This is a genomic window from Nitrospirillum amazonense (assembly GCF_029594735.1).
GTDB classification, from domain to species: Bacteria; Pseudomonadota; Alphaproteobacteria; order Azospirillales; family Azospirillaceae; genus Nitrospirillum; species Nitrospirillum amazonense.
Genome location: NZ_JARPAF010000002.1, coordinates 2,686,037 through 2,701,271, shown reverse-complemented (window position 1 = coordinate 2,701,271; position 15,235 = coordinate 2,686,037). Strand labels below are relative to the sequence as shown.

General features: G+C 67.4%; 23 protein-coding genes. 1 reads left to right on the top strand and 22 read right to left on the bottom strand.

Features of this window, described 5'->3' with window-relative positions; all coding sequences use genetic code 11:
• Nucleotides 1–8: 8 nt before the first annotated feature.
• From P5F91_RS18455 to P5F91_RS18360, 20 genes are all read right to left on the bottom strand, one after another.
• On the bottom strand, nucleotides 9–209 hold the full coding sequence (locus P5F91_RS18455) for a hypothetical protein (protein WP_277907845.1): 201 nt from the start codon (nucleotides 207–209) through the stop codon (nucleotides 9–11).
• A 26-nt stretch (nucleotides 210–235) separates the two neighbouring features.
• Nucleotides 236–616 carry a hypothetical protein gene (locus tag P5F91_RS18450; RefSeq protein WP_277907844.1) on the bottom strand — a complete coding sequence of 127 codons (381 nt, stop codon included), beginning with the start codon at nucleotides 614–616 and terminating at the stop codon, nucleotides 236–238.
• A 4-nt stretch (nucleotides 617–620) separates the two neighbouring features.
• Nucleotides 621–1,358 (bottom strand): hypothetical protein, encoded by a 738-nt coding sequence (locus tag P5F91_RS18445; protein WP_277907843.1) that lies wholly within the window; start codon nucleotides 1,356–1,358, stop codon nucleotides 621–623.
• Between the two features lie 12 nt (nucleotides 1,359–1,370).
• Nucleotides 1,371–1,643 carry a hypothetical protein gene (locus tag P5F91_RS18440; protein WP_277907842.1) on the bottom strand — a complete coding sequence of 91 codons (273 nt, stop codon included), beginning with the start codon at nucleotides 1,641–1,643 and terminating at the stop codon, nucleotides 1,371–1,373.
• Nucleotides 1,643–1,915: a hypothetical protein gene (locus tag P5F91_RS18435; protein WP_277907841.1), complete on the bottom strand. Its 273-nt coding sequence runs from the start codon at nucleotides 1,913–1,915 to the stop codon at nucleotides 1,643–1,645. The genes P5F91_RS18440 and P5F91_RS18435 overlap by 1 nt, the downstream gene beginning before the upstream one ends.
• Before the next feature lie 9 nt (nucleotides 1,916–1,924).
• Complete coding sequence (locus tag P5F91_RS18430; protein ID WP_277907840.1) at nucleotides 1,925–2,380, bottom strand: hypothetical protein; 456 nt, start codon at nucleotides 2,378–2,380, stop codon at nucleotides 1,925–1,927.
• The gene (locus P5F91_RS18425; protein WP_277907839.1) at nucleotides 2,377–2,862 is read right to left on the bottom strand and encodes a hypothetical protein; all 486 of its coding nucleotides are present in this window, start codon (nucleotides 2,860–2,862) and stop codon (nucleotides 2,377–2,379) included. The genes P5F91_RS18430 and P5F91_RS18425 overlap by 4 nt, the downstream gene beginning before the upstream one ends.
• Nucleotides 2,859–3,410: a head-tail connector protein gene (locus P5F91_RS18420; protein ID WP_277907838.1), complete on the bottom strand. Its 552-nt coding sequence runs from the start codon at nucleotides 3,408–3,410 to the stop codon at nucleotides 2,859–2,861. Before P5F91_RS18420 ends, P5F91_RS18425 begins: the two co-directional genes overlap by 4 nt.
• A 2-nt stretch (nucleotides 3,411–3,412) precedes the next feature.
• Entirely contained in the window at nucleotides 3,413–3,637 is a 225-nt protein-coding gene (locus P5F91_RS18415; protein ID WP_277907837.1) for a hypothetical protein, read from the bottom strand.
• Nucleotides 3,638–3,703: 66 nt separating this feature from the next.
• Complete coding sequence (locus P5F91_RS18410; protein ID WP_277907836.1) at nucleotides 3,704–5,203, bottom strand: hypothetical protein; 1,500 nt, start codon at nucleotides 5,201–5,203, stop codon at nucleotides 3,704–3,706.
• Nucleotides 5,204–5,230: 27 nt separating this feature from the next.
• Nucleotides 5,231–6,076 carry a hypothetical protein gene (locus P5F91_RS18405; RefSeq protein WP_277907835.1) on the bottom strand — a complete coding sequence of 282 codons (846 nt, stop codon included), beginning with the start codon at nucleotides 6,074–6,076 and terminating at the stop codon, nucleotides 5,231–5,233.
• A 299-nt stretch (nucleotides 6,077–6,375) separates the two neighbouring features.
• A complete protein-coding gene (locus P5F91_RS18400; RefSeq protein ID WP_277907834.1) occupies nucleotides 6,376–8,790 on the bottom strand; it encodes a phage portal protein in 2,415 nt (804 codons plus the stop codon).
• Nucleotides 8,780–10,420 carry a terminase large subunit domain-containing protein gene (locus tag P5F91_RS18395; protein ID WP_277907833.1) on the bottom strand — a complete coding sequence of 547 codons (1,641 nt, stop codon included), beginning with the start codon at nucleotides 10,418–10,420 and terminating at the stop codon, nucleotides 8,780–8,782. Before P5F91_RS18395 ends, P5F91_RS18400 begins: the two co-directional genes overlap by 11 nt.
• Nucleotides 10,420–11,001 carry a phage protein Gp27 family protein gene (locus tag P5F91_RS18390; protein ID WP_277907832.1) on the bottom strand — a complete coding sequence of 194 codons (582 nt, stop codon included), beginning with the start codon at nucleotides 10,999–11,001 and terminating at the stop codon, nucleotides 10,420–10,422. Before P5F91_RS18390 ends, P5F91_RS18395 begins: the two co-directional genes overlap by 1 nt.
• Nucleotides 11,001–11,321, bottom strand: a complete 321-nt coding sequence (locus tag P5F91_RS18385) for a hypothetical protein (RefSeq protein ID WP_277907831.1) — start codon at nucleotides 11,319–11,321, stop codon at nucleotides 11,001–11,003. Before P5F91_RS18385 ends, P5F91_RS18390 begins: the two co-directional genes overlap by 1 nt.
• Nucleotides 11,321–11,770 carry a hypothetical protein gene (locus tag P5F91_RS18380; protein ID WP_277907830.1) on the bottom strand — a complete coding sequence of 150 codons (450 nt, stop codon included), beginning with the start codon at nucleotides 11,768–11,770 and terminating at the stop codon, nucleotides 11,321–11,323. Before P5F91_RS18380 ends, P5F91_RS18385 begins: the two co-directional genes overlap by 1 nt.
• Nucleotides 11,770–12,003 carry a hypothetical protein gene (locus tag P5F91_RS18375; RefSeq protein WP_277907829.1) on the bottom strand — a complete coding sequence of 78 codons (234 nt, stop codon included), beginning with the start codon at nucleotides 12,001–12,003 and terminating at the stop codon, nucleotides 11,770–11,772. The genes P5F91_RS18380 and P5F91_RS18375 overlap by 1 nt, the downstream gene beginning before the upstream one ends.
• Before the next feature lie 141 nt (nucleotides 12,004–12,144).
• Nucleotides 12,145–12,864 carry a hypothetical protein gene (locus P5F91_RS18370; RefSeq protein ID WP_277907828.1) on the bottom strand — a complete coding sequence of 240 codons (720 nt, stop codon included), beginning with the start codon at nucleotides 12,862–12,864 and terminating at the stop codon, nucleotides 12,145–12,147.
• On the bottom strand, nucleotides 12,861–13,355 hold the full coding sequence (locus tag P5F91_RS18365; protein ID WP_277907827.1) for a hypothetical protein: 495 nt from the start codon (nucleotides 13,353–13,355) through the stop codon (nucleotides 12,861–12,863). Before P5F91_RS18365 ends, P5F91_RS18370 begins: the two co-directional genes overlap by 4 nt.
• Nucleotides 13,356–13,494: 139 nt before the next feature.
• Nucleotides 13,495–13,875 carry a hypothetical protein gene (locus P5F91_RS18360; RefSeq protein WP_277907826.1) on the bottom strand — a complete coding sequence of 127 codons (381 nt, stop codon included), beginning with the start codon at nucleotides 13,873–13,875 and terminating at the stop codon, nucleotides 13,495–13,497.
• A 74-nt stretch (nucleotides 13,876–13,949) separates the two neighbouring features.
• Here P5F91_RS18360 and P5F91_RS18355 point away from each other — a divergent pair, with 74 nt between their 5' ends.
• Nucleotides 13,950–14,318, top strand: coding sequence for an outer membrane protein assembly factor BamE domain-containing protein (locus P5F91_RS18355; protein ID WP_277907825.1), 369 nt, complete (start codon nucleotides 13,950–13,952; stop codon nucleotides 14,316–14,318).
• A 16-nt stretch (nucleotides 14,319–14,334) separates the two neighbouring features.
• Here the strand turns inward: P5F91_RS18355 and P5F91_RS18350 are convergent, their stop codons facing one another.
• Entirely contained in the window at nucleotides 14,335–14,769 is a 435-nt protein-coding gene (locus P5F91_RS18350; RefSeq protein ID WP_277907824.1) for a regulatory protein GemA, read from the bottom strand.
• Nucleotides 14,766–15,077, bottom strand: coding sequence for a hypothetical protein (locus tag P5F91_RS18345; protein WP_277907823.1), 312 nt, complete (start codon nucleotides 15,075–15,077; stop codon nucleotides 14,766–14,768). Before P5F91_RS18345 ends, P5F91_RS18350 begins: the two co-directional genes overlap by 4 nt.
• Between the last annotated feature and the right edge of the window lie 158 nt (nucleotides 15,078–15,235).

Below are 15,235 nucleotides of genomic sequence, written 5' to 3'. Positions count from 1 at the left end.
ACGGGCCTCTATCTGATGGTGCCGTCGCCAAAGGCCGCCATCAGGTCGGCCAGGGACGCTTCCTTGACCGCCTGTTCCTTGCCGAAGCCGAAGTAGCAGGCGATCAGCACGGGAACGGGCGGATAAACCTTCCAGCGCTCGACCAGCGCCAGATACCGGGGGACGGTGAGCGTGAGGACGTCCCGGTATGTCCAGCCCGTGGTAATCACGAGCTGGGCCAGGAATTCCTCCCAGGTCAGGCGGACGCCGCCGTCTCCGTCCCCTTCGGAGGCTCCCCCAGGCGCAGAATTCCCGACGCGATGCCGATGACGCCCACCGCCTCGACGATCTGGGTGACGGTGGCGCGCATCGGCCCAACACGCTCATAGGCCAGCTCGGCCACCTTTTCCGGCGCCAGGCCGTCCTTGATTTCCGCCGTGCAAATGTCCTGCTCCAGCGCGATGGCGATCAGGCGCCGCGCCGCCGGCAAACCTTCCGGCAACGGCTTCATGGCCTGATCGATCACCTCCAACGCACGGCCGAGTTGGCCGAAATCCATCAGCCCAACCTGGTGCGTGTCGGCGCCCAGGGTGATGTACCAGGCACCCTGCGCGCCCCCGTTCGTTGCGTCCGCCATGGCCTTACCCCTGGACGCTGATCTTGCCGACGGTGCCGGATGCATCGGCGTAGGCCATGAAGTCCATTTCGGGCTGCATGTAATCGCCCTGCTTGGTCGCGAGCTGCAGTTTGCTGGACGTGCAGGCGTTCAGGCTGAGCGTGAAGTTCTGGCCGCCGAAGGGCGTCGACAGGGCCATGGAGAAGGTCGGCGCCACACCCTGCAGCTGGTTGCTGATGGTGGTGACCGTGCCGCCGGTGGCGCTGGTGTAGCTGTAGCTGATCAGCAGTCCGGCGCCGGTATCCGCCGCGGCGAAGGTGTAGACCCCGGCCGACACGGCGTACTGCCCGGCGGTGGGGTTGCTGGCCACGCGGACCAGCGGCACGCCGGTGGCGGCGAAAATCACGCCCTGGTCGGCGGTGAAGGTGGCGCTGTTGGCCACCGTGACCGTATAGGGGGTGGACGCCGGCACGGCGGCCACCTCGTTCAAGGCCACCAGCTGCTGGCCAATGGTCGACGTGCCGCTGAAGAACAGGCTGTTGAAGATGGCGCCCTGGATGCGCCCCGTCTTGGCCTTGCCCTGGATCTTGGCCTGCCCACGCGCGACCACCTCCGGGAACTGGTTCTGGCCGTACAGCTCCTTCAGCGTGAAGTCGATATCCACCGACACCGACTGCAGGGTGCCGAACTGGATGGGCGTGGCGTTCGCCACACCGGACGGGGTGCCGAACAGCGAGCCGGCGCCGAACGAATACTGGGGCATGGGGTGCGCTCCTTAGCGGTGGGCGGCGGCGTCCAGGCCGGTCATGAGGCGGTCGGCCTCAAAAACGGCGACCGGCTGGACGCGGGCGTGGTGAAACTTCAGGGACAAGGCGGTGACGGGAAAATCTTGGCGGTCGGCCGCCTGGTCCGTGCTGACGGCCTGGACGATGACGGTGCCGCCCTCGATGCCATCGGCCAGGGCGCGAAGGTCGGCCACCAGCACATCCATGTGCCCCAGGCCGAAACGGATGTTCCCGCTTCCCCCGACGTATTTCGCGGCGTCCATCAGGCCACCTGCGCCAGGATGCGCGCCCGCAGCGCCGGCAGCGTGCCAACCAGGTGGTTGTAGGCCTCGGTGGCCCGCGCGATGGGGCTGTTGTAAATCTCGGCCGCCAGCCACGCGGCAATCGCCGCGTCTACGCGGACTTCCAGCGAAACCGCTGGTTCCGGGGCCACGTCCGGCGCAGCCGTGTCGGCCGGGGCCGGGGAAGCCGGGGCGCTTGTCCCCGCCAGGGGAACGGTGTCGGGCGACGTCGCGATGTCGGGGGTGTCATCCATAAGGGCCTCTCAGGGGACAAGCATCTTGACGGGGACGATGGCGGCGGCGCGACGCGTCAGGACGCCGTCGTAAACCTCGACGGTGCCTTCGATCCGCGCGTATTGGACCAACCCACCCAGGGTCTGGTCGACGTAGGCGCCGGCGGGTTTCAGGACGTCCATCACGGCGCCCAGTAGGCGGTTCACCCGTTGGCCGGCCGACAGCGTGTCGTCGGCTGCCGCATAGAGGTAGATCTTGGCGGAGGGCCGGGCGGTCGCCGGCACGCCCTGCATCTGGTACTGGTAGACCTGATGGTCGACCGCCAGGAACAGGGCCGGCAGCTGGTCCGCCGGCACCTGTTCGAACAGCTGCACGTCGCGCGACACGGTCACCACCTGGCCGATGTCGGGGACGTTGCCGTCCGGGACCTTCAGCGTCTCCAAGAGGGCGAACAGAGCGGCGTAAGGGGCGTCCAGATCGCTCATTGGAACACCGCCTGGGCGTCGGCGCGCACCCCTTCCTCCAACCGCTTCAGGATGCCCGGGGTCTCGCGCTCGAACGTGAGGCCGAAGGGGCGGAAGGCCGGCGTGCCCGGATGCTGCACCTTCTTCCGGAAGATGAGGTCGCCGCCCACCATGAACGCCAGGGCCTTGGCGTGCTTGGCGCGGATTTCGTGGGCCGCCGTGCCCTCTTCCAGGTACTTGGCGTATTCCACGTCGGTGCCGACATAGGTGATGACGCGGTCGCCGGCCACCTCGGTATCGATATGGACGCTGTTGCGCAGGCGCTTGGTCCGCGCCTTCACAATCCCGCCGTTCAGCGCGTCATTCTTCAGCACATTCTGCAGGCGCACTGCCTCGCCATAGACGCGCCGTTGGATGGACAGGCGCACGGCGTCGGGAAACTGCTGCACCCGCACGATGACCTGGGGAAGGCCTTCGGAGCTGATCTCGATGAAGTCGCTCATACCGGCACCACGCGGCGGAATTGGTTGAGGACGGATTTGACCCCGTCCGGCATGGCCGCCGTCAGATAGGCCGTGGTCTCTCCGGCGCCAGAGAGACTGGCCAGCGCGATGTGATCCGACGACTTGTAGACGTAGGCGACGTACTCGGTGGCGGCCTGAACCAGGCTGGGCCGCAGGGACGGCCAGCCGGCGGAATAGCTGATGACCACGTTGCCCAGGCCGGGCACGAAGACGTAGCCGTTCAGGATCACGCGGTTGTCCGCCCAGTAGAAACCGGGCTGGGTCACCGATCCCGCCGGCAACGCCCGGCCGTTCACCACCACCGAGGCGACGGTTGCGATGGGGCCATAACGCAGCGCCATCTGCCGGCCGCCATTGCCGTCACGCGGCTCGACGTAGTCCGCCTGCAGGAAGCCCTTTTCCCGGTTGCAGTAGGCGTCGATGACGTCGCTGCAGTTGGTGATCAAGGTCGACAGCAGGGCGTCAGAGGTCGCCGCCGTCGACTTCAGGTAGGCCTTGACGGCCGCCAGGGTGGTGTAGTCCGGCATGGTCAGCTCGCCGGGGCGCCGTCGCCCGCCGGCTGCTTGTCGCCATCCGGCTCGACGTCGTCAGTGCTGTCGCCATCCGGCGGCGCGAAACCGTGGCTTGCCAGCTCGGCCATGATGGCCGCATGCCGGTCGTTCGGCACCGAGATGTTGCCGGCGGCGTTGGCCTTGTATTCCTGGCCGCCCCACGAAATCGATGTGACGCCCTTGGGCGCCTTGATCTTGGCCATTCGAACGTACTCCCAGATGCGGGCCGGGTGCTGGGACCCGGCCGCCACCTCGTTGCGCCGCCGGCCTTAGCCGTTGGCGATGTTGGTGATGACGCCGAAGGCGGGGGGGAAGTAGTTCTGCAGCACGCCGTCGCAGTAGACGCCGTATTCGTACCGCCGGGTGCGCAACGGCCATTCCAGCTGGTAGTAGTCGCGCCGCATGCGCATCTGCGTCACGTTGTTGACGTTGGCCAGCGGATACGGCAGCCGGGTGGTGCGGAACAAGACGGTGCCCGCCGGCATGTTGGGGTGGAGCTTGATGTCCAGCGTCTGGCCGCCCGTCATGCTGTAACGGTTCAGATAGGTGCGGACCATGACGCCGCCGCCCAGCATGTTCTGGTCGCTATTGAACACGAAGCGCTGGGCGGCATTGTTGGTGCCCGTCAGGATTTTAGCGCTGATGTTCAGCGCCTCTTGGCTGCTCACCCAGATTTCCTGGGGCGACAGGCGATAGTTGTCCCAGAACGCCTTCAGCGCCGCCTCGATCTCCACGATACCCCCGGCGCCGTCGGCGGTCAGCGGCGTGCCGGCGCCGGCCGAGCCCGTGGGCATGACCTTGACGTAGGCGTTGGAACCGCTCTTGAACGCCTGGTACAGCAGCCCGTCGAACGATAGGCCGTTCTGGCTGTTGTCGACATAGCTGCCGGAAACCTTGAGCGACGCGGCAGTCTGGCTGCCGGCGGCGGCGGCGGTGATGACCACACTGTTGATCGTGGTGATGGCACCCAGGACTTCCGAACCAGCGGTACCCCAGAACCAGGCATAGGCCACGGCGCCGTTCATCGGAGCCACGGTCGCGGCCACGCTGCCGGTGGTGCCGGTGGTGGTCGCGGTGGCAGCGGTGGACGGCGCGGCCGAACCGCCGCCAAACTGATCGCTGGAACCGTCGGCATTGGCGCGGGTCATCTGACCCTGGATGCCGCTGGCGACGGAGCCGTTCAGATAGCCTTCCAAGGTCAGACCCACGGCGATCACGGACCAGGTAGCCGCCGCCAGGCTGCCGCCGGTGGTGGACCCCGACAAGGTCGGCGTGGGCGTGGTGCCCAGCGCGACGCCGGAGTTACCGCCCAGGATCATCTGCTCTTCCTGGATCATCAGGCTCTGCAGCAGCGCCTGGACGGCCAGGGCGCGTACGTCATCGAACCCCTCCGCGGCGTAATCCGCCTCGAAATCCACGTTCGACTCAAGGCCGAGGCCGCGATAGACGGCGTTGTAGTCCTGGGTGCGGACGGCGATGACGCCGCCCCGGTTGCCGCCGGACACACCGGCCCGCACGTTGTTGGTGTTGACGCCGGTGATGGCCTTCCAGTTGGCCTGGATGCCCCCTTTGCCGGAGACGCGGGGAATGCTGTTGCGCAGCGGCGTCAGCACCGGATAGAGCAGCTTGGCGCCGGGCTCCAGATCATAGGCGGTGATACCGGTGGTGGGGCTGCCCGACTGGCCAAACGTGGCCTTGGCCAGCTCCGCCTGCGGGTTGGTCTGCGCGGCCTTGATCAGGGCCAGCGTCTGGGCGGTGGTGTCGGTCATGGTCTCTCCGAAAGGTCAGGCCTGGGATCAGGCGCGGTTGGCGGCGGCGAATGCCGCGATCTTCATCAGGGCGGCGCTCTTTTCCGGGCCGGGGGGCATCGCCGTGACCTTCGCCAGGCGCTCATCGAACGTGCCGCTTTCGACATCCGCCACCGTGGTGGTCGCGGCGCCCCCGGCGTCCACCGACTTTTCCATGGTGCGCAGGTGCGGGCCGGGCGCGGGGCGCGCCTCCAACTCCTGCACGCGCTTGGCCAGCGTGTCGCGCTCCCCGGTCATCTTGGCCAGGGCGTCCTGGGTGCCGGTCAGTTCGCCGCGCACCTTGGCCAAGTCGCCGGCCGCCTTGGCCAGGTCGCCTTCCAGGGTAGTGACGCGGCCCTGCATCTTGGCCAGCTCGCCGCTCTCGAACGGCATGGCCACCTCCTCGCCGGCCATCTTCACGAAGGTGAAGGTGGCGCTGGGGATGCACGGCAGATCGACCAGGGAGATTTCGGTGGGGTTGGCGGTATAGCGCTTGTGGGCGCCGTCCTGCCATTTGCGGACATAGCCGCCACCCGGGCTGAACCCGGTGTAGACGCCGCGCTGCGCCTTGGCCCATTCGGCGTCATCCACGACGTCGCAGACGAACTCGATGGCCTTGGCCGCATCATCGAAATGGATGGCCGACAACAGGCCGGCGGCGACGCGGCCGTGCATGGCCCGCACGTTGCCCAGGTTCTTGCCGTCGCTGGCCTTGGCCAGGGCGCCGGACCAAGCCTCGAACAACGGCTTGGAGCTGGCGTAGTCGAAGACCTCGCCGTCGCGATCCGGCGTCTCATCGATGCGGCCGATCAACTGCCGCTTGGCCTCAAAGGCTTTGGAAAGGGGAATGAACATGCGGGCGTCCTCGTCTGGATGACGAAGGACAGCCTATGGATGGCCGGATGCCCGGTTAATGATGAACTATTTCAGGGGGGGAGACGGCCGCCTGGTGGGCCGTCCGTCCGGATGGTGGCACCGGTTGGGCGCCCGCGCAACCACCCCCGATTTTCTGGCCGCTGAGAGGGGTAGGCCGTTTTCGGGCCTTCCCACCCTAGCCAAACGACGGCATCGGGCTCAGCGGCCACCTCTTAGGGCTCTTATCCGTCTCTTAAAGCCATAGGCCTGGATGCGTGGCGGCCCGTGGCCGGGGTATGTCAGAAGGCGCTGTCTCCGCCCACCTTCCATCCCTTCTGGATGGGCGCCTCCATATCCGGGGGCAGGCCCTCCAGATCGCAATCGCAGTGGGGATGGGCCGTGGGCGCAATATCGCCCGACGGGAACGGTTCGTCCAGGTCCAACGGCCCCGCGTCGGCATTGGCCAGGCAGGCGGGGCAATGCACCTCGTTCGGTCCCAGCACCCACACCTTGCGTAGGCCGGCGCCCATGGTCTCGTTCGCCGCCCGCCAGCCGATCAGGTTCCCCATGTGGTCGGCCGTGGCCAGCTCCGTCTTGGCGATCAGCCGCGCGCGGGTGGGCGAGAACGCATAGTCCTCGATGATGGCCCGCTTCAGCCGATCGACGCTCCAGCCCTCCTTTTCGGCCTGGACGATCAGGCGGCGCAGGGCGTCGCGGGTGGTGTTGCTGAGGCCCGCCACCAAGTCGGCGCCGTGCGCCTCCGCCCAGGACACGCCCCGGGCGTTGGCCAGGTTGGTGGCGCTCTTCACGGATGCCCCGGCCGTGCCGGGCGCGGCGGCACTCCGCGTGCCGCTGCTGAGCGCCACGCCGGTGATCGCCTGGTCGGCGCCATCCGTCGTCAGCGTCTTCAACACTGTCACCATCTGGGCGACGGCGTTGCGCCAGGCGGCGATGTCCAGAGCCGCGTCCACCACGCTTTCTATGGCGGCGTCCACCGCCGCCCCTTCCGCGCCGGCCTGGGCCACGGCGCCCCCCTCGGCCGGCGCGCCAGGCTCGCCCGGATCACCGGCCGCCTTGGCCAGCTTGGGCATCGCGGCGGCGGCGCGGTCCGCGGTGGCGTGGCCTTCCTCCGCCAGGAACGCCACGAGCTGATGCGTCAACTGGCCTTCCGCGAAATGCAGGATGGGACGGTCACGGCGGATCGTCAGCCGGCCGCCGGCCGCTTTGGCCAGCGGCGCGCGGGCGCCCTTGCCGCGCTGGTCGGGCTTTTCCCCGGGCGGCGGCTTACGGCCGGCGCCCTCATCGCCGTCCCCGGTGCCCCCCTTGCCGTCGCCGCCCACCAGATCGCCCAGCGGCGGATCATCCGCCTGCTGCAGCGGCGTGGGGACCGGGGGCGGCTCCAGCACGTCCTCCAGCCGCACCGCACCGCTGCCGGTCATCAGCAGGGGCGTGTTGCCATCAGGGCGGGCTTCCAGGCCCTGTCCGGCACGCACCTCATTGATCACCTTCACACCGGTTTCCAGGTGGATTTTGTCCACCTGCGCCTGCACCAGGGGGTCGACGTCATGCCGCCGCTCCCACGCGAATTCCAGGTCGGGGCAGCCGGCCAAGGCCAACACCTCGTCCATGGCCTCCTTCACGAATTGCTGGGTCGGCTCAAGCCCTTCGTCATCCTGATCCTTCGCGGTGCCGGCGGACGCTCGGTTCATCTCCTTCACGGCCCACTGGGGCGTGGCGTCATAGGCATAGCTGCAGAGGCGGGCCAGCCACTCGTCCATATCGTCCTTCAGGGCGGCTTCCTTGGTCTGGACGAAGCTCTTGCTCATGGCGGACGGCACGAACCGAACGCGGCGCCGGGCGCCCGTCTGGCCGCTCAGCAGCATGTCGAAGTAGTCCTGGAATTCCTTGATCTGGTCGGGCGACCAAGTGTCCGGCACCCCGGAAATCGCATCCGGCACCGTACCCTCGGTATAGAACTCCAGCTTGTGCAGCTGCCGGCGCAGCGCCAGGTTCACCGTGGTGATGATCCATTCCACGGGGCTGTAGCCGTAGACCTTGTAGGGGCGGATGTTGCCCGGCAGGTACAGCAGCTCGTCCGCGCGGTAGTTGACGGCCGGCAGGCCTTTCAGCACCTGCTGATAGGCCGGGTTGGGCGCCCGGGGGCGCCGCCCCTTCTCATCCAGGATAGGCTTGATGGTGGCGCCGTCCACCAGCTCCAGCGCCAGCAGGTCGCCACCCAGAGACCGCGACGGCCAGATGGTCGCGGCGTCGATCACCAGGTGATCGTCCAACAGGCCTTTCAGCCAGACGCTCCAGGTGTGCACGCCGTCCGGGCGGCGCAGCATCGTGGTCATCTTCTCGATGCGCGGATCATCCGCCCGGCCCGTGGCGGACCGGGGTTTGATGCTCCAATGGCATCGCGCCATCTTCTTCTTCCGGTTCTCGATCACCAGGCGCAGGACGTCATAGTTCTCGGCGAGGGCCCGCATCTGGGCGAAGCTGACCTGTTCCAGCACACGCGGCTGGGTATTCAGGTTGTAGCCAGACTGGAAGTCGAACTGGCGACCGCGCACGCTGGGGGGCGCCACCGGCGGCAGGGGCTCCAGCGGCCCGAACCAATCCTGTGGCCGCTGCCCCGTCACGGCATAGCGCAGGCCCTGCGCCACGCGGGCCACGATCCCCGGCTCGATCTGCCGGCCGCCCTCACGCGCCATGATGCTCTCCCGCCGCCTTCGCGGCCTCTTCCTGCTGTTTCTTAAGCGCCGCAGCCTGTTGCCTGTAGAAGTCCAGGATCGAGGGCTCAGCATTTTCTCGCCCGGCCTCATAGGCCAGCAGGCCGGCCACGGCGCTATCACCGTGGCGTGGCATGCCGTCGCTACCCTTGTCGCGGCCGTCATCCATGGTTGGCCGGCCCTTCACCAGCACCACCCGCCGGTGGTCTGCGACGATGTCTTCGGACATCGGCACCACCAGAGACTTGTCCTCATAGGCGGCCCGATAGGCCGGGAAGGCCTTGGCGTAAAACTCCACCGTGGCCTTAACGCAGGTCACCTTGTTCAGACCGTATTTTTGCTGGGCTTCCTCGGCCAGCTGCTGGCCGTTGCCGCGCGCATCGATCATGACGTGCCACAGAAGGGGCAGATGATCGAACAGCCAGTAGAGGATCAGCCGCTGACAGTCGAAGGGTAGCCGCCGTAGCTCGATCTCCACCGCCGTCCGCCATTTATTGATCCCGACTTGGCGATTGACCCACAGCACAGACAGGTCACCATCCCGGCCGAAGTCCATGCCCATCGTAGTGCGACCGCCGTCGCAGATGGTGTCGACGACGGGTTTCAGGTGATCGTTGATCCAGTCCTGAACGATCTTCAGACGGTCGGGATCGAGGAAGAATTCCGCCGGCTTCGCCAGGCGCAGCATGGGCACCGTGGCGTCCCAGCACGCCTCGAAATGGGCGCGGGTGAAATAGGCGCCGCTGCCCCGCTTCGGAATGCAATCCAGCTCTTCCTGGGCATCCGCCTGGTCAGGGTAGGAGGCGTAGACCTCGGCCCGATACTGTTCTTCCCCTTCGGGTGTCCAAGGCTTGTTGGCGATCAGGCAGACCCGCCGATAAAAGCCGTCACGAAGCGCGTCATCGAAAGTGACCTTGTGATAGGACCAGGGCAACTTTCCGGCTTCCACCATCTTGACGTAGCCGTGGAACTCACTGTCTTCGCCATTGTCCGTCGACACGATGCTGACCCGCCCTCCCCACATGAGGAAGGCCATGGCGCCCTTGATGACTTCTGATAGTCGAGCGTGGAACCCGGCCTCATCAATCCTGGCGTGCCCCTGCCTGCCGCGCCAGTTGTGAGGGTTCGAAGAAAGGCTCTCGATCTTGAAGCCGGTCGCCAATCGCATGGAAAAACGGACGATGTCACGGCGCTCATTCTCGATCAGCACAATGAGCTTGGACACCTCGATTGCACCAGGCGCGAAGGTCGCCATGTTCAGGGCGCTCTGGAACCCACGCGCCCAGAAAGCGGTGTCGCCGATGAACTCGGCCGCCATCTCCTTGTTGTAGCCCATGTAGAACTGGTCCATGCCCCGGGTGGCGCCGGCTTCCAGCACGCTTTCCGAGGCCATGCACCCCCAGGTGAACCCGACGCGACGGGATTTGCGCGCCAACCGCACCGGCGCCAGATCTTCAATCCATTTCTGCTGATAGCGCAGCAGGACTTCCGGGATCTGCGCTGTGGGGATGCGCCGGCCTTCACGGGCTTCCTGGATTTGGTCGACCAGGCCCAGCAGCTGGCGTTCCTCCTCCGAGGAACAGCTTTCCTCTATGACGGTGGCATCGGCCATCACCGGGCCTCGGTCGGCAGCTTCACGCCCAGGATTTTCGCGCGGATAAAGTCGACCTGGTCATCGCTCATACCGCGATTGGTGGCCTCGCTGGCCGCACTTTCCGCCTGTTCCTTGGCGATGCGCGCCACCTCTTCAGCGTGGGCCTTGCGCGACTTCAGATCGAAATCCTGGTCGTACCTCGTCGCGGCGCTCATGTCCTTCAGGGCCTTGGCCAGCAGCATGAAGCCCTCGGCGTCGAAAGCGTCTTCCTCGCCGCCGGCCGTCACGCGGCGCATGAGGGTTTCGCCCACCAGGTTGCGCAGCACCTCCACCAGGAAGCGGCCCTGCCGGCCATCGGCGGCGGCCGGGCCCATCTCCTTCACCACAGCCTCGGTGATCTCGCGCGACTGGCGCAGCTTCTCCGCCACGGCGTTGATGCGCTGGGCGTGCCGCCCCACGGCGGAGCGGGAACGGGGATGACCGGCCTCGGACAGATAGTCCACGATCTGGTCGATGGTCCAACCGCCGTCCCCGATCAGGAAATTGACCTGCGCCAGGACGGCCGGCGGCAGCGCCTTGAGGGTGGACGCCTTGGACATCAGCGGTCCCAACGGCTGTGCTGGACGCCGGGAACCGGTTCGCCGCGCCCCTCGGCCGCTTCCCGCCCGCGCTTGGTGATGGTCAGCATGCGCAGCGCGCTGGCGCCATCGGCGGTGTTGATCGCCTCGGTTTCGATGCAGAGCTGCTTGACCAGGTGCGTGATGTCACCCTTCAGCTGCTCCTCACCGTCCCGCCGGAACGCCGTCAGGCCGGCGCGCAGCAGCAGGCTTTCCAGGCAGCTGTCGCCCACCTCCACCAGGTAGCGCAGCAGGAACAGCCGGCGGCTTTCCACCCAGTCCCTCTGAAAGCTCGCGCTCATCAGTCGCCCTTTTTCAAATGGTGTTCCAGCAGCAGGTTCAACGGGCGTTCGATGCGCTCCATCAGGGCATGCAGGCCCTCGATGCCGGCCGTCGCCCCCTTCAGCTCGGTCTCGACGCCGGCCACCCGGTCCCGCAGGTCGGTCAGGGCGTCCTGGTCCGGCAGATGGCGGATTTCGGCCTCAACGGCGGCGCAGGTCTGCTCGACCTTGGCCATCCGCTCGTCCACCGATTTCTCCACCGCCGTGATGCGGTCCCGCGATTGCTTTTCCAGATTGTCCAGGCGCGTCTTGAAGGCCTCGTCACTGGCGATGCGTTCAGCCCCCAGCTTGGCCACGTCTTCCTTGGTCGCCAGCTTTCCTTTGATCGCGAGGCCGACAACCACCAGCGCGCCGGGACCAAGGAAGGAGGCCAGCGGCAGCCAGCGGTTCGCTTCGTCCAGCCAGTCCATCACTTCACCCCCCGGCAGGCCCGGATCTGCGCCCGGGCGGTGCCGTAGTCCTGGATCATGATCTTGAGCTTGGACCCCGGCGGCAGGGCCGCCAGCTCATCCGCCGCAGCCGCCATGAAGGGGCGGTCGTACTGCACCAGCGCGGGGCAGCTGTCAGAAACTGCCGTCCCGCAGGCTGCGGTCAACAGCAGCGGGATCGTGACCAGGGGCCACAGCGGCTTGAAGGATGGCATCGGTGGCCTCGCTGGTGTGGGTAAGGTCGGCCTGGGCCTGGGCACTGGCGCCCCACCGCTTGCCCAGCCAGGCCAGAAGGCCCATGGCGGCTGAGCCCACGGCGAAGGCGCCAACGGCGATCCAAATCCCCGCGCCCATGGTCAGGCCGAGGCGCCGGCCGGAGCCGGGGGAACGGCGGCGGCCGGCATGACAAGCGGAGCCTGGATGGAGGCGACCGGGTCGGTGGGCGCCGGCCGCAGGGCGCTCAGCAGCTGGGCGAAGCCGTCGCTGATGGCCTTGCTCAGGTCCGGCGCCGTCGGCGCAACGGTGACCACGGTGGGCTCCGGCGCGGGCGCCGGGCTCTCCACCGTCTGGATCGGCGGCAGGTCCAAGCCCAGCATGCCCAGCACGCGCCGCTCGATGTCCGCCTTGGTCAGCCCCAGGTGGGCGGCGGAGCTGGGCACCATCTCCATGACCAGCTGGGCGGTGGACGCCGCCAGGGCGTTGTGCACGTCCACCGTCGTCTTGCCCTGCAGGGCCTCATCCAGGCGGGATCGGGCCAGGCCCAGGGCGGCGGAAATGGCCGTATCCAGCCAGCCGAAGTGCTTGTCATCTTGCTTCAGCCCCAGCCAGCCCTCCGCCAGCGTCACGGCGGCATGCCCTAGCCGGATGCCAAGGATGGTTGAAACGCCGAAGATGATGTCCATGACACCCGAGACCCAGGCGGCGAAGTCCACGCTGGTGGAGGGCGCGGCGGTGACGATGGCAGCGGGGGCCGTGGCCACCGCATCGGCCGCGATAGCGGCGACCGTATAGAAGGGGCTGATGGTCAGCAGGCACAGGACGGCCATGCCGGCCATCCGGCGGGCGGTGCGGATCATGTGGGTTCTCCGATGTGCAGACGGTAGTTGCGCTGGAATTCGTCAACCGTCCCCTTGCCGAGGCGCGTGTTGTAAAAGTCCTTCCAGTAGGCGGCCAAGCCGGCCAGGTCGTTGGCGGCGGGCAGTGGGCGCGGCTCCAGCCAGTACAGCAGCCGGCAGAAGGCCGCCGCATAGGCCAGGTTCCAGGCCAGCTGGGCGTGCGGGTCGATCCCCGGCACCAGCAGCGCGTCCAGCGCGCCGTCCAGGTCCGGATGTTCCTCTTTCAGACGGGCACGGACCTTGTCATGCGTGACGGGTTCGATCTGCCACGGGCTGACGGCCGGCCCCGCCGGGTACTGGCCGATGAAGTTGAAGCCGGTTTCCTGGGCGCAGGTGCCCAGCACCAGGTTCACGGCCGCCGGGCTGTCCAGCCGCCGGGCCGGCGTGCTGATGCGCGCCAGGATCGGCTCAACCACGCGTATGCGCAGCTGGGAGAAAACGGGGTCGGTCACATCACGGCTCCGGGGTCACGAAGAGGGGCTTAAGAGCCCTCAAAGTGCCCATCGGCGGCGGCGGCGTCTGGAATGAAACATTTCAGGGGGGAGTGGCGGACCCTGGGCAAATGCCCAGGGTGGCGCGCGGTGCAGCCTGTCAGAGCTTGCCCATGATGGCAAGAAGCGGCGGGGTATCGGCCTCGGCCGGCGGTGTCTGGCCCAGGATGATGTAGACGTTTCGCACCGTATATCCAGTCTGCCGCGCGATCTCCGAAATAGAGATGCCCTCGGCCCGCAGGCGCCGGACCTTGCTGTGCTTGCCCTGCGTGATCGGAAACCACAGGTGAATGCCGCCGAAGTGCCGCGCCATCACCTCGGCCGCCTCCATGCCCACCACAACCGCCAGGGGGCAGCCGGGCGTGGGCTTGTGCGCGATGTAGAGGACACGCCCACCCCATTGTCGAGACAGCGCCGTGGCGGCGGCGATGCCCACCACCTCGACCAGCTCATCAAAGAGGATGTTGCGTTTCACATGCATGCGCGGGCGCCCCTGGCCGCCGCCACCACCTTGCGGTAGTGTCCCTGGATATTCACAACCCAGGGGGAGTCATTATGCGCAAAGTCATGTTGCTGGCCGCCGTGGCCGCTACGCTGGCCCTGTCCGGCTGTTTCAGCAGCGGCACCAAGGTTTCCGACGAACAGGTGGCCAGCCTGGAAAAGGGCAAGACCACCTATGATCAGGTGGTGGCCAAGCTGGGCAAGCCCCAGGCCGTCACCACCATGTCCAACGGCGGCAAGATCGCCGTCTATATGTTCAGCAAGGGGTCGGCCAACGCCGCCAGCTACATCCCCATCGCGGGCGCCTTCGTCGGGGGCGCCAGCGGCGACAGCCGCAGCGTCACCATGACGTTCAACGCGGCCGGCACGCTGGTGGACTACACCACGGCCGAAAGCCACGTCGAGAGCAACCACGGTCTGTGACAGGGTGCGGGGCTGGTCACGCATCGGCCAGCCCCACCCGCTGATGCCATTGCTTCAGCGCCTCGATCAGGCGCCGCTTCTCATCCCCGGTCAGGAAGCGCAGGTCGACCACCGTCTTGCCCAGCTGGCGGCCGGCCCAGCCGGCGATCGCCGCCTCGGTGACGCTCTTGACCTGGCTGATGCGCCCCAGGTCCCGCCACATCGCCCGGATCTTCACCGACTGCGGATCGTCGGCCTGCACCGTACGGCCGGCGCTGCGCGGCGCCCGCTTCGGCGCGCCCTGGGCGTGCAGCGCGTCGATCACGCGCCCCAGCTGGAGCCCTGTCATCTCGCGCAGGCTACGCAGGCCTGTCGCCTGGTGGAGGAAGTCGCGCCAGGTCGCGTCATCGTCCAGGCCGGCGACCTGGCGGCGGCAGGCCTGCACGGCCTTGATGGCGGCGGCGGTGGTCATGGCCACCCCACCGGCAGGGGCCGTTGCCGGTCCTTCGCCCAATCCAGGTAGCGCAGATCCGTACCGGAGATCAGGCCATGCACAACGATTTCATCGCCGTTGACCAGATACGTCCAGGTGTCCCGGCCGCAGGCGTCACAGGTCAACACCTTTTCCGCGACGTAGTGATAGCCGTGGATTGGGGACCCGCACCACGCACAGGGCGGCTCATACAGGGTGTGGAATGGATCCCCGCCATACCCCTTCACAGGGCGTTGCGGCCCGCGCAGCCTCGGCTCCAGTTCAGCGGTCGTCAGCTCACGGGTCATTTCCCGCCCCCGATCCGCTTCATGTCCCGCTGTCCGGCCACGCCCATGTTGACGTTCACGGCCCCCCCGGCCGCGTGGCCGGCCGCGCGGGCGCCGGCCGTCTTGGCGCCCCGTGACGCGGCCTTGATGGGCGCCAGGCTTTTTAGGGTGTAGCGGCT

Bases quoted from the DNA above. Each gene is read 5' to 3' on its own strand.
- P5F91_RS18385 (WP_277907831.1), bottom strand. From the start codon at position 11,321: ATGAGCGCGAGCTTTCAGAGGGACTGGGTGGAAAGCCGCCGGCTGTTC.
- P5F91_RS18400 (WP_277907834.1), bottom strand. From the start codon at position 8,790: ATGGCGCGTGAGGGCGGCCGGCAGATCGAGCCGGGGATCGTGGCCCGC.
- P5F91_RS18375 (WP_277907829.1), bottom strand. From the start codon at position 12,003: ATGCCATCCTTCAAGCCGCTGTGGCCCCTGGTCACGATCCCGCTGCTG.
- P5F91_RS18415 (WP_277907837.1), bottom strand. From the start codon at position 3,637: ATGGCCAAGATCAAGGCGCCCAAGGGCGTCACATCGATTTCGTGGGGC.
- P5F91_RS18355 (WP_277907825.1), top strand. From the start codon at position 13,950: ATGCGCAAAGTCATGTTGCTGGCCGCCGTGGCCGCTACGCTGGCCCTG.
- P5F91_RS18420 (WP_277907838.1), bottom strand. From the start codon at position 3,410: ATGCCGGACTACACCACCCTGGCGGCCGTCAAGGCCTACCTGAAGTCG.
- P5F91_RS18370 (WP_277907828.1), bottom strand. From the start codon at position 12,864: ATGATCCGCACCGCCCGCCGGATGGCCGGCATGGCCGTCCTGTGCCTG.
- P5F91_RS18425 (WP_277907839.1), bottom strand. From the start codon at position 2,862: ATGAGCGACTTCATCGAGATCAGCTCCGAAGGCCTTCCCCAGGTCATC.
- P5F91_RS18440 (WP_277907842.1), bottom strand. From the start codon at position 1,643: ATGGACGCCGCGAAATACGTCGGGGGAAGCGGGAACATCCGTTTCGGC.
- P5F91_RS18380 (WP_277907830.1), bottom strand. From the start codon at position 11,770: ATGGACTGGCTGGACGAAGCGAACCGCTGGCTGCCGCTGGCCTCCTTC.
- P5F91_RS18360 (WP_277907826.1), bottom strand. From the start codon at position 13,875: ATGCATGTGAAACGCAACATCCTCTTTGATGAGCTGGTCGAGGTGGTG.
- P5F91_RS18410 (WP_277907836.1), bottom strand. From the start codon at position 5,203: ATGACCGACACCACCGCCCAGACGCTGGCCCTGATCAAGGCCGCGCAG.
- P5F91_RS18445 (WP_277907843.1), bottom strand. From the start codon at position 1,358: ATGCCCCAGTATTCGTTCGGCGCCGGCTCGCTGTTCGGCACCCCGTCC.
- P5F91_RS18390 (WP_277907832.1), bottom strand. From the start codon at position 11,001: ATGTCCAAGGCGTCCACCCTCAAGGCGCTGCCGCCGGCCGTCCTGGCG.
- P5F91_RS18435 (WP_277907841.1), bottom strand. From the start codon at position 1,915: ATGGATGACACCCCCGACATCGCGACGTCGCCCGACACCGTTCCCCTG.
- P5F91_RS18350 (WP_277907824.1), bottom strand. From the start codon at position 14,769: ATGACCACCGCCGCCGCCATCAAGGCCGTGCAGGCCTGCCGCCGCCAG.
- P5F91_RS18450 (WP_277907844.1), bottom strand. From the start codon at position 616: ATGGCGGACGCAACGAACGGGGGCGCGCAGGGTGCCTGGTACATCACC.
- P5F91_RS18395 (WP_277907833.1), bottom strand. From the start codon at position 10,420: ATGGCCGATGCCACCGTCATAGAGGAAAGCTGTTCCTCGGAGGAGGAA.
- P5F91_RS18345 (WP_277907823.1), bottom strand. From the start codon at position 15,077: ATGACCCGTGAGCTGACGACCGCTGAACTGGAGCCGAGGCTGCGCGGG.
- P5F91_RS18405 (WP_277907835.1), bottom strand. From the start codon at position 6,076: ATGTTCATTCCCCTTTCCAAAGCCTTTGAGGCCAAGCGGCAGTTGATC.
- P5F91_RS18430 (WP_277907840.1), bottom strand. From the start codon at position 2,380: ATGAGCGATCTGGACGCCCCTTACGCCGCTCTGTTCGCCCTCTTGGAG.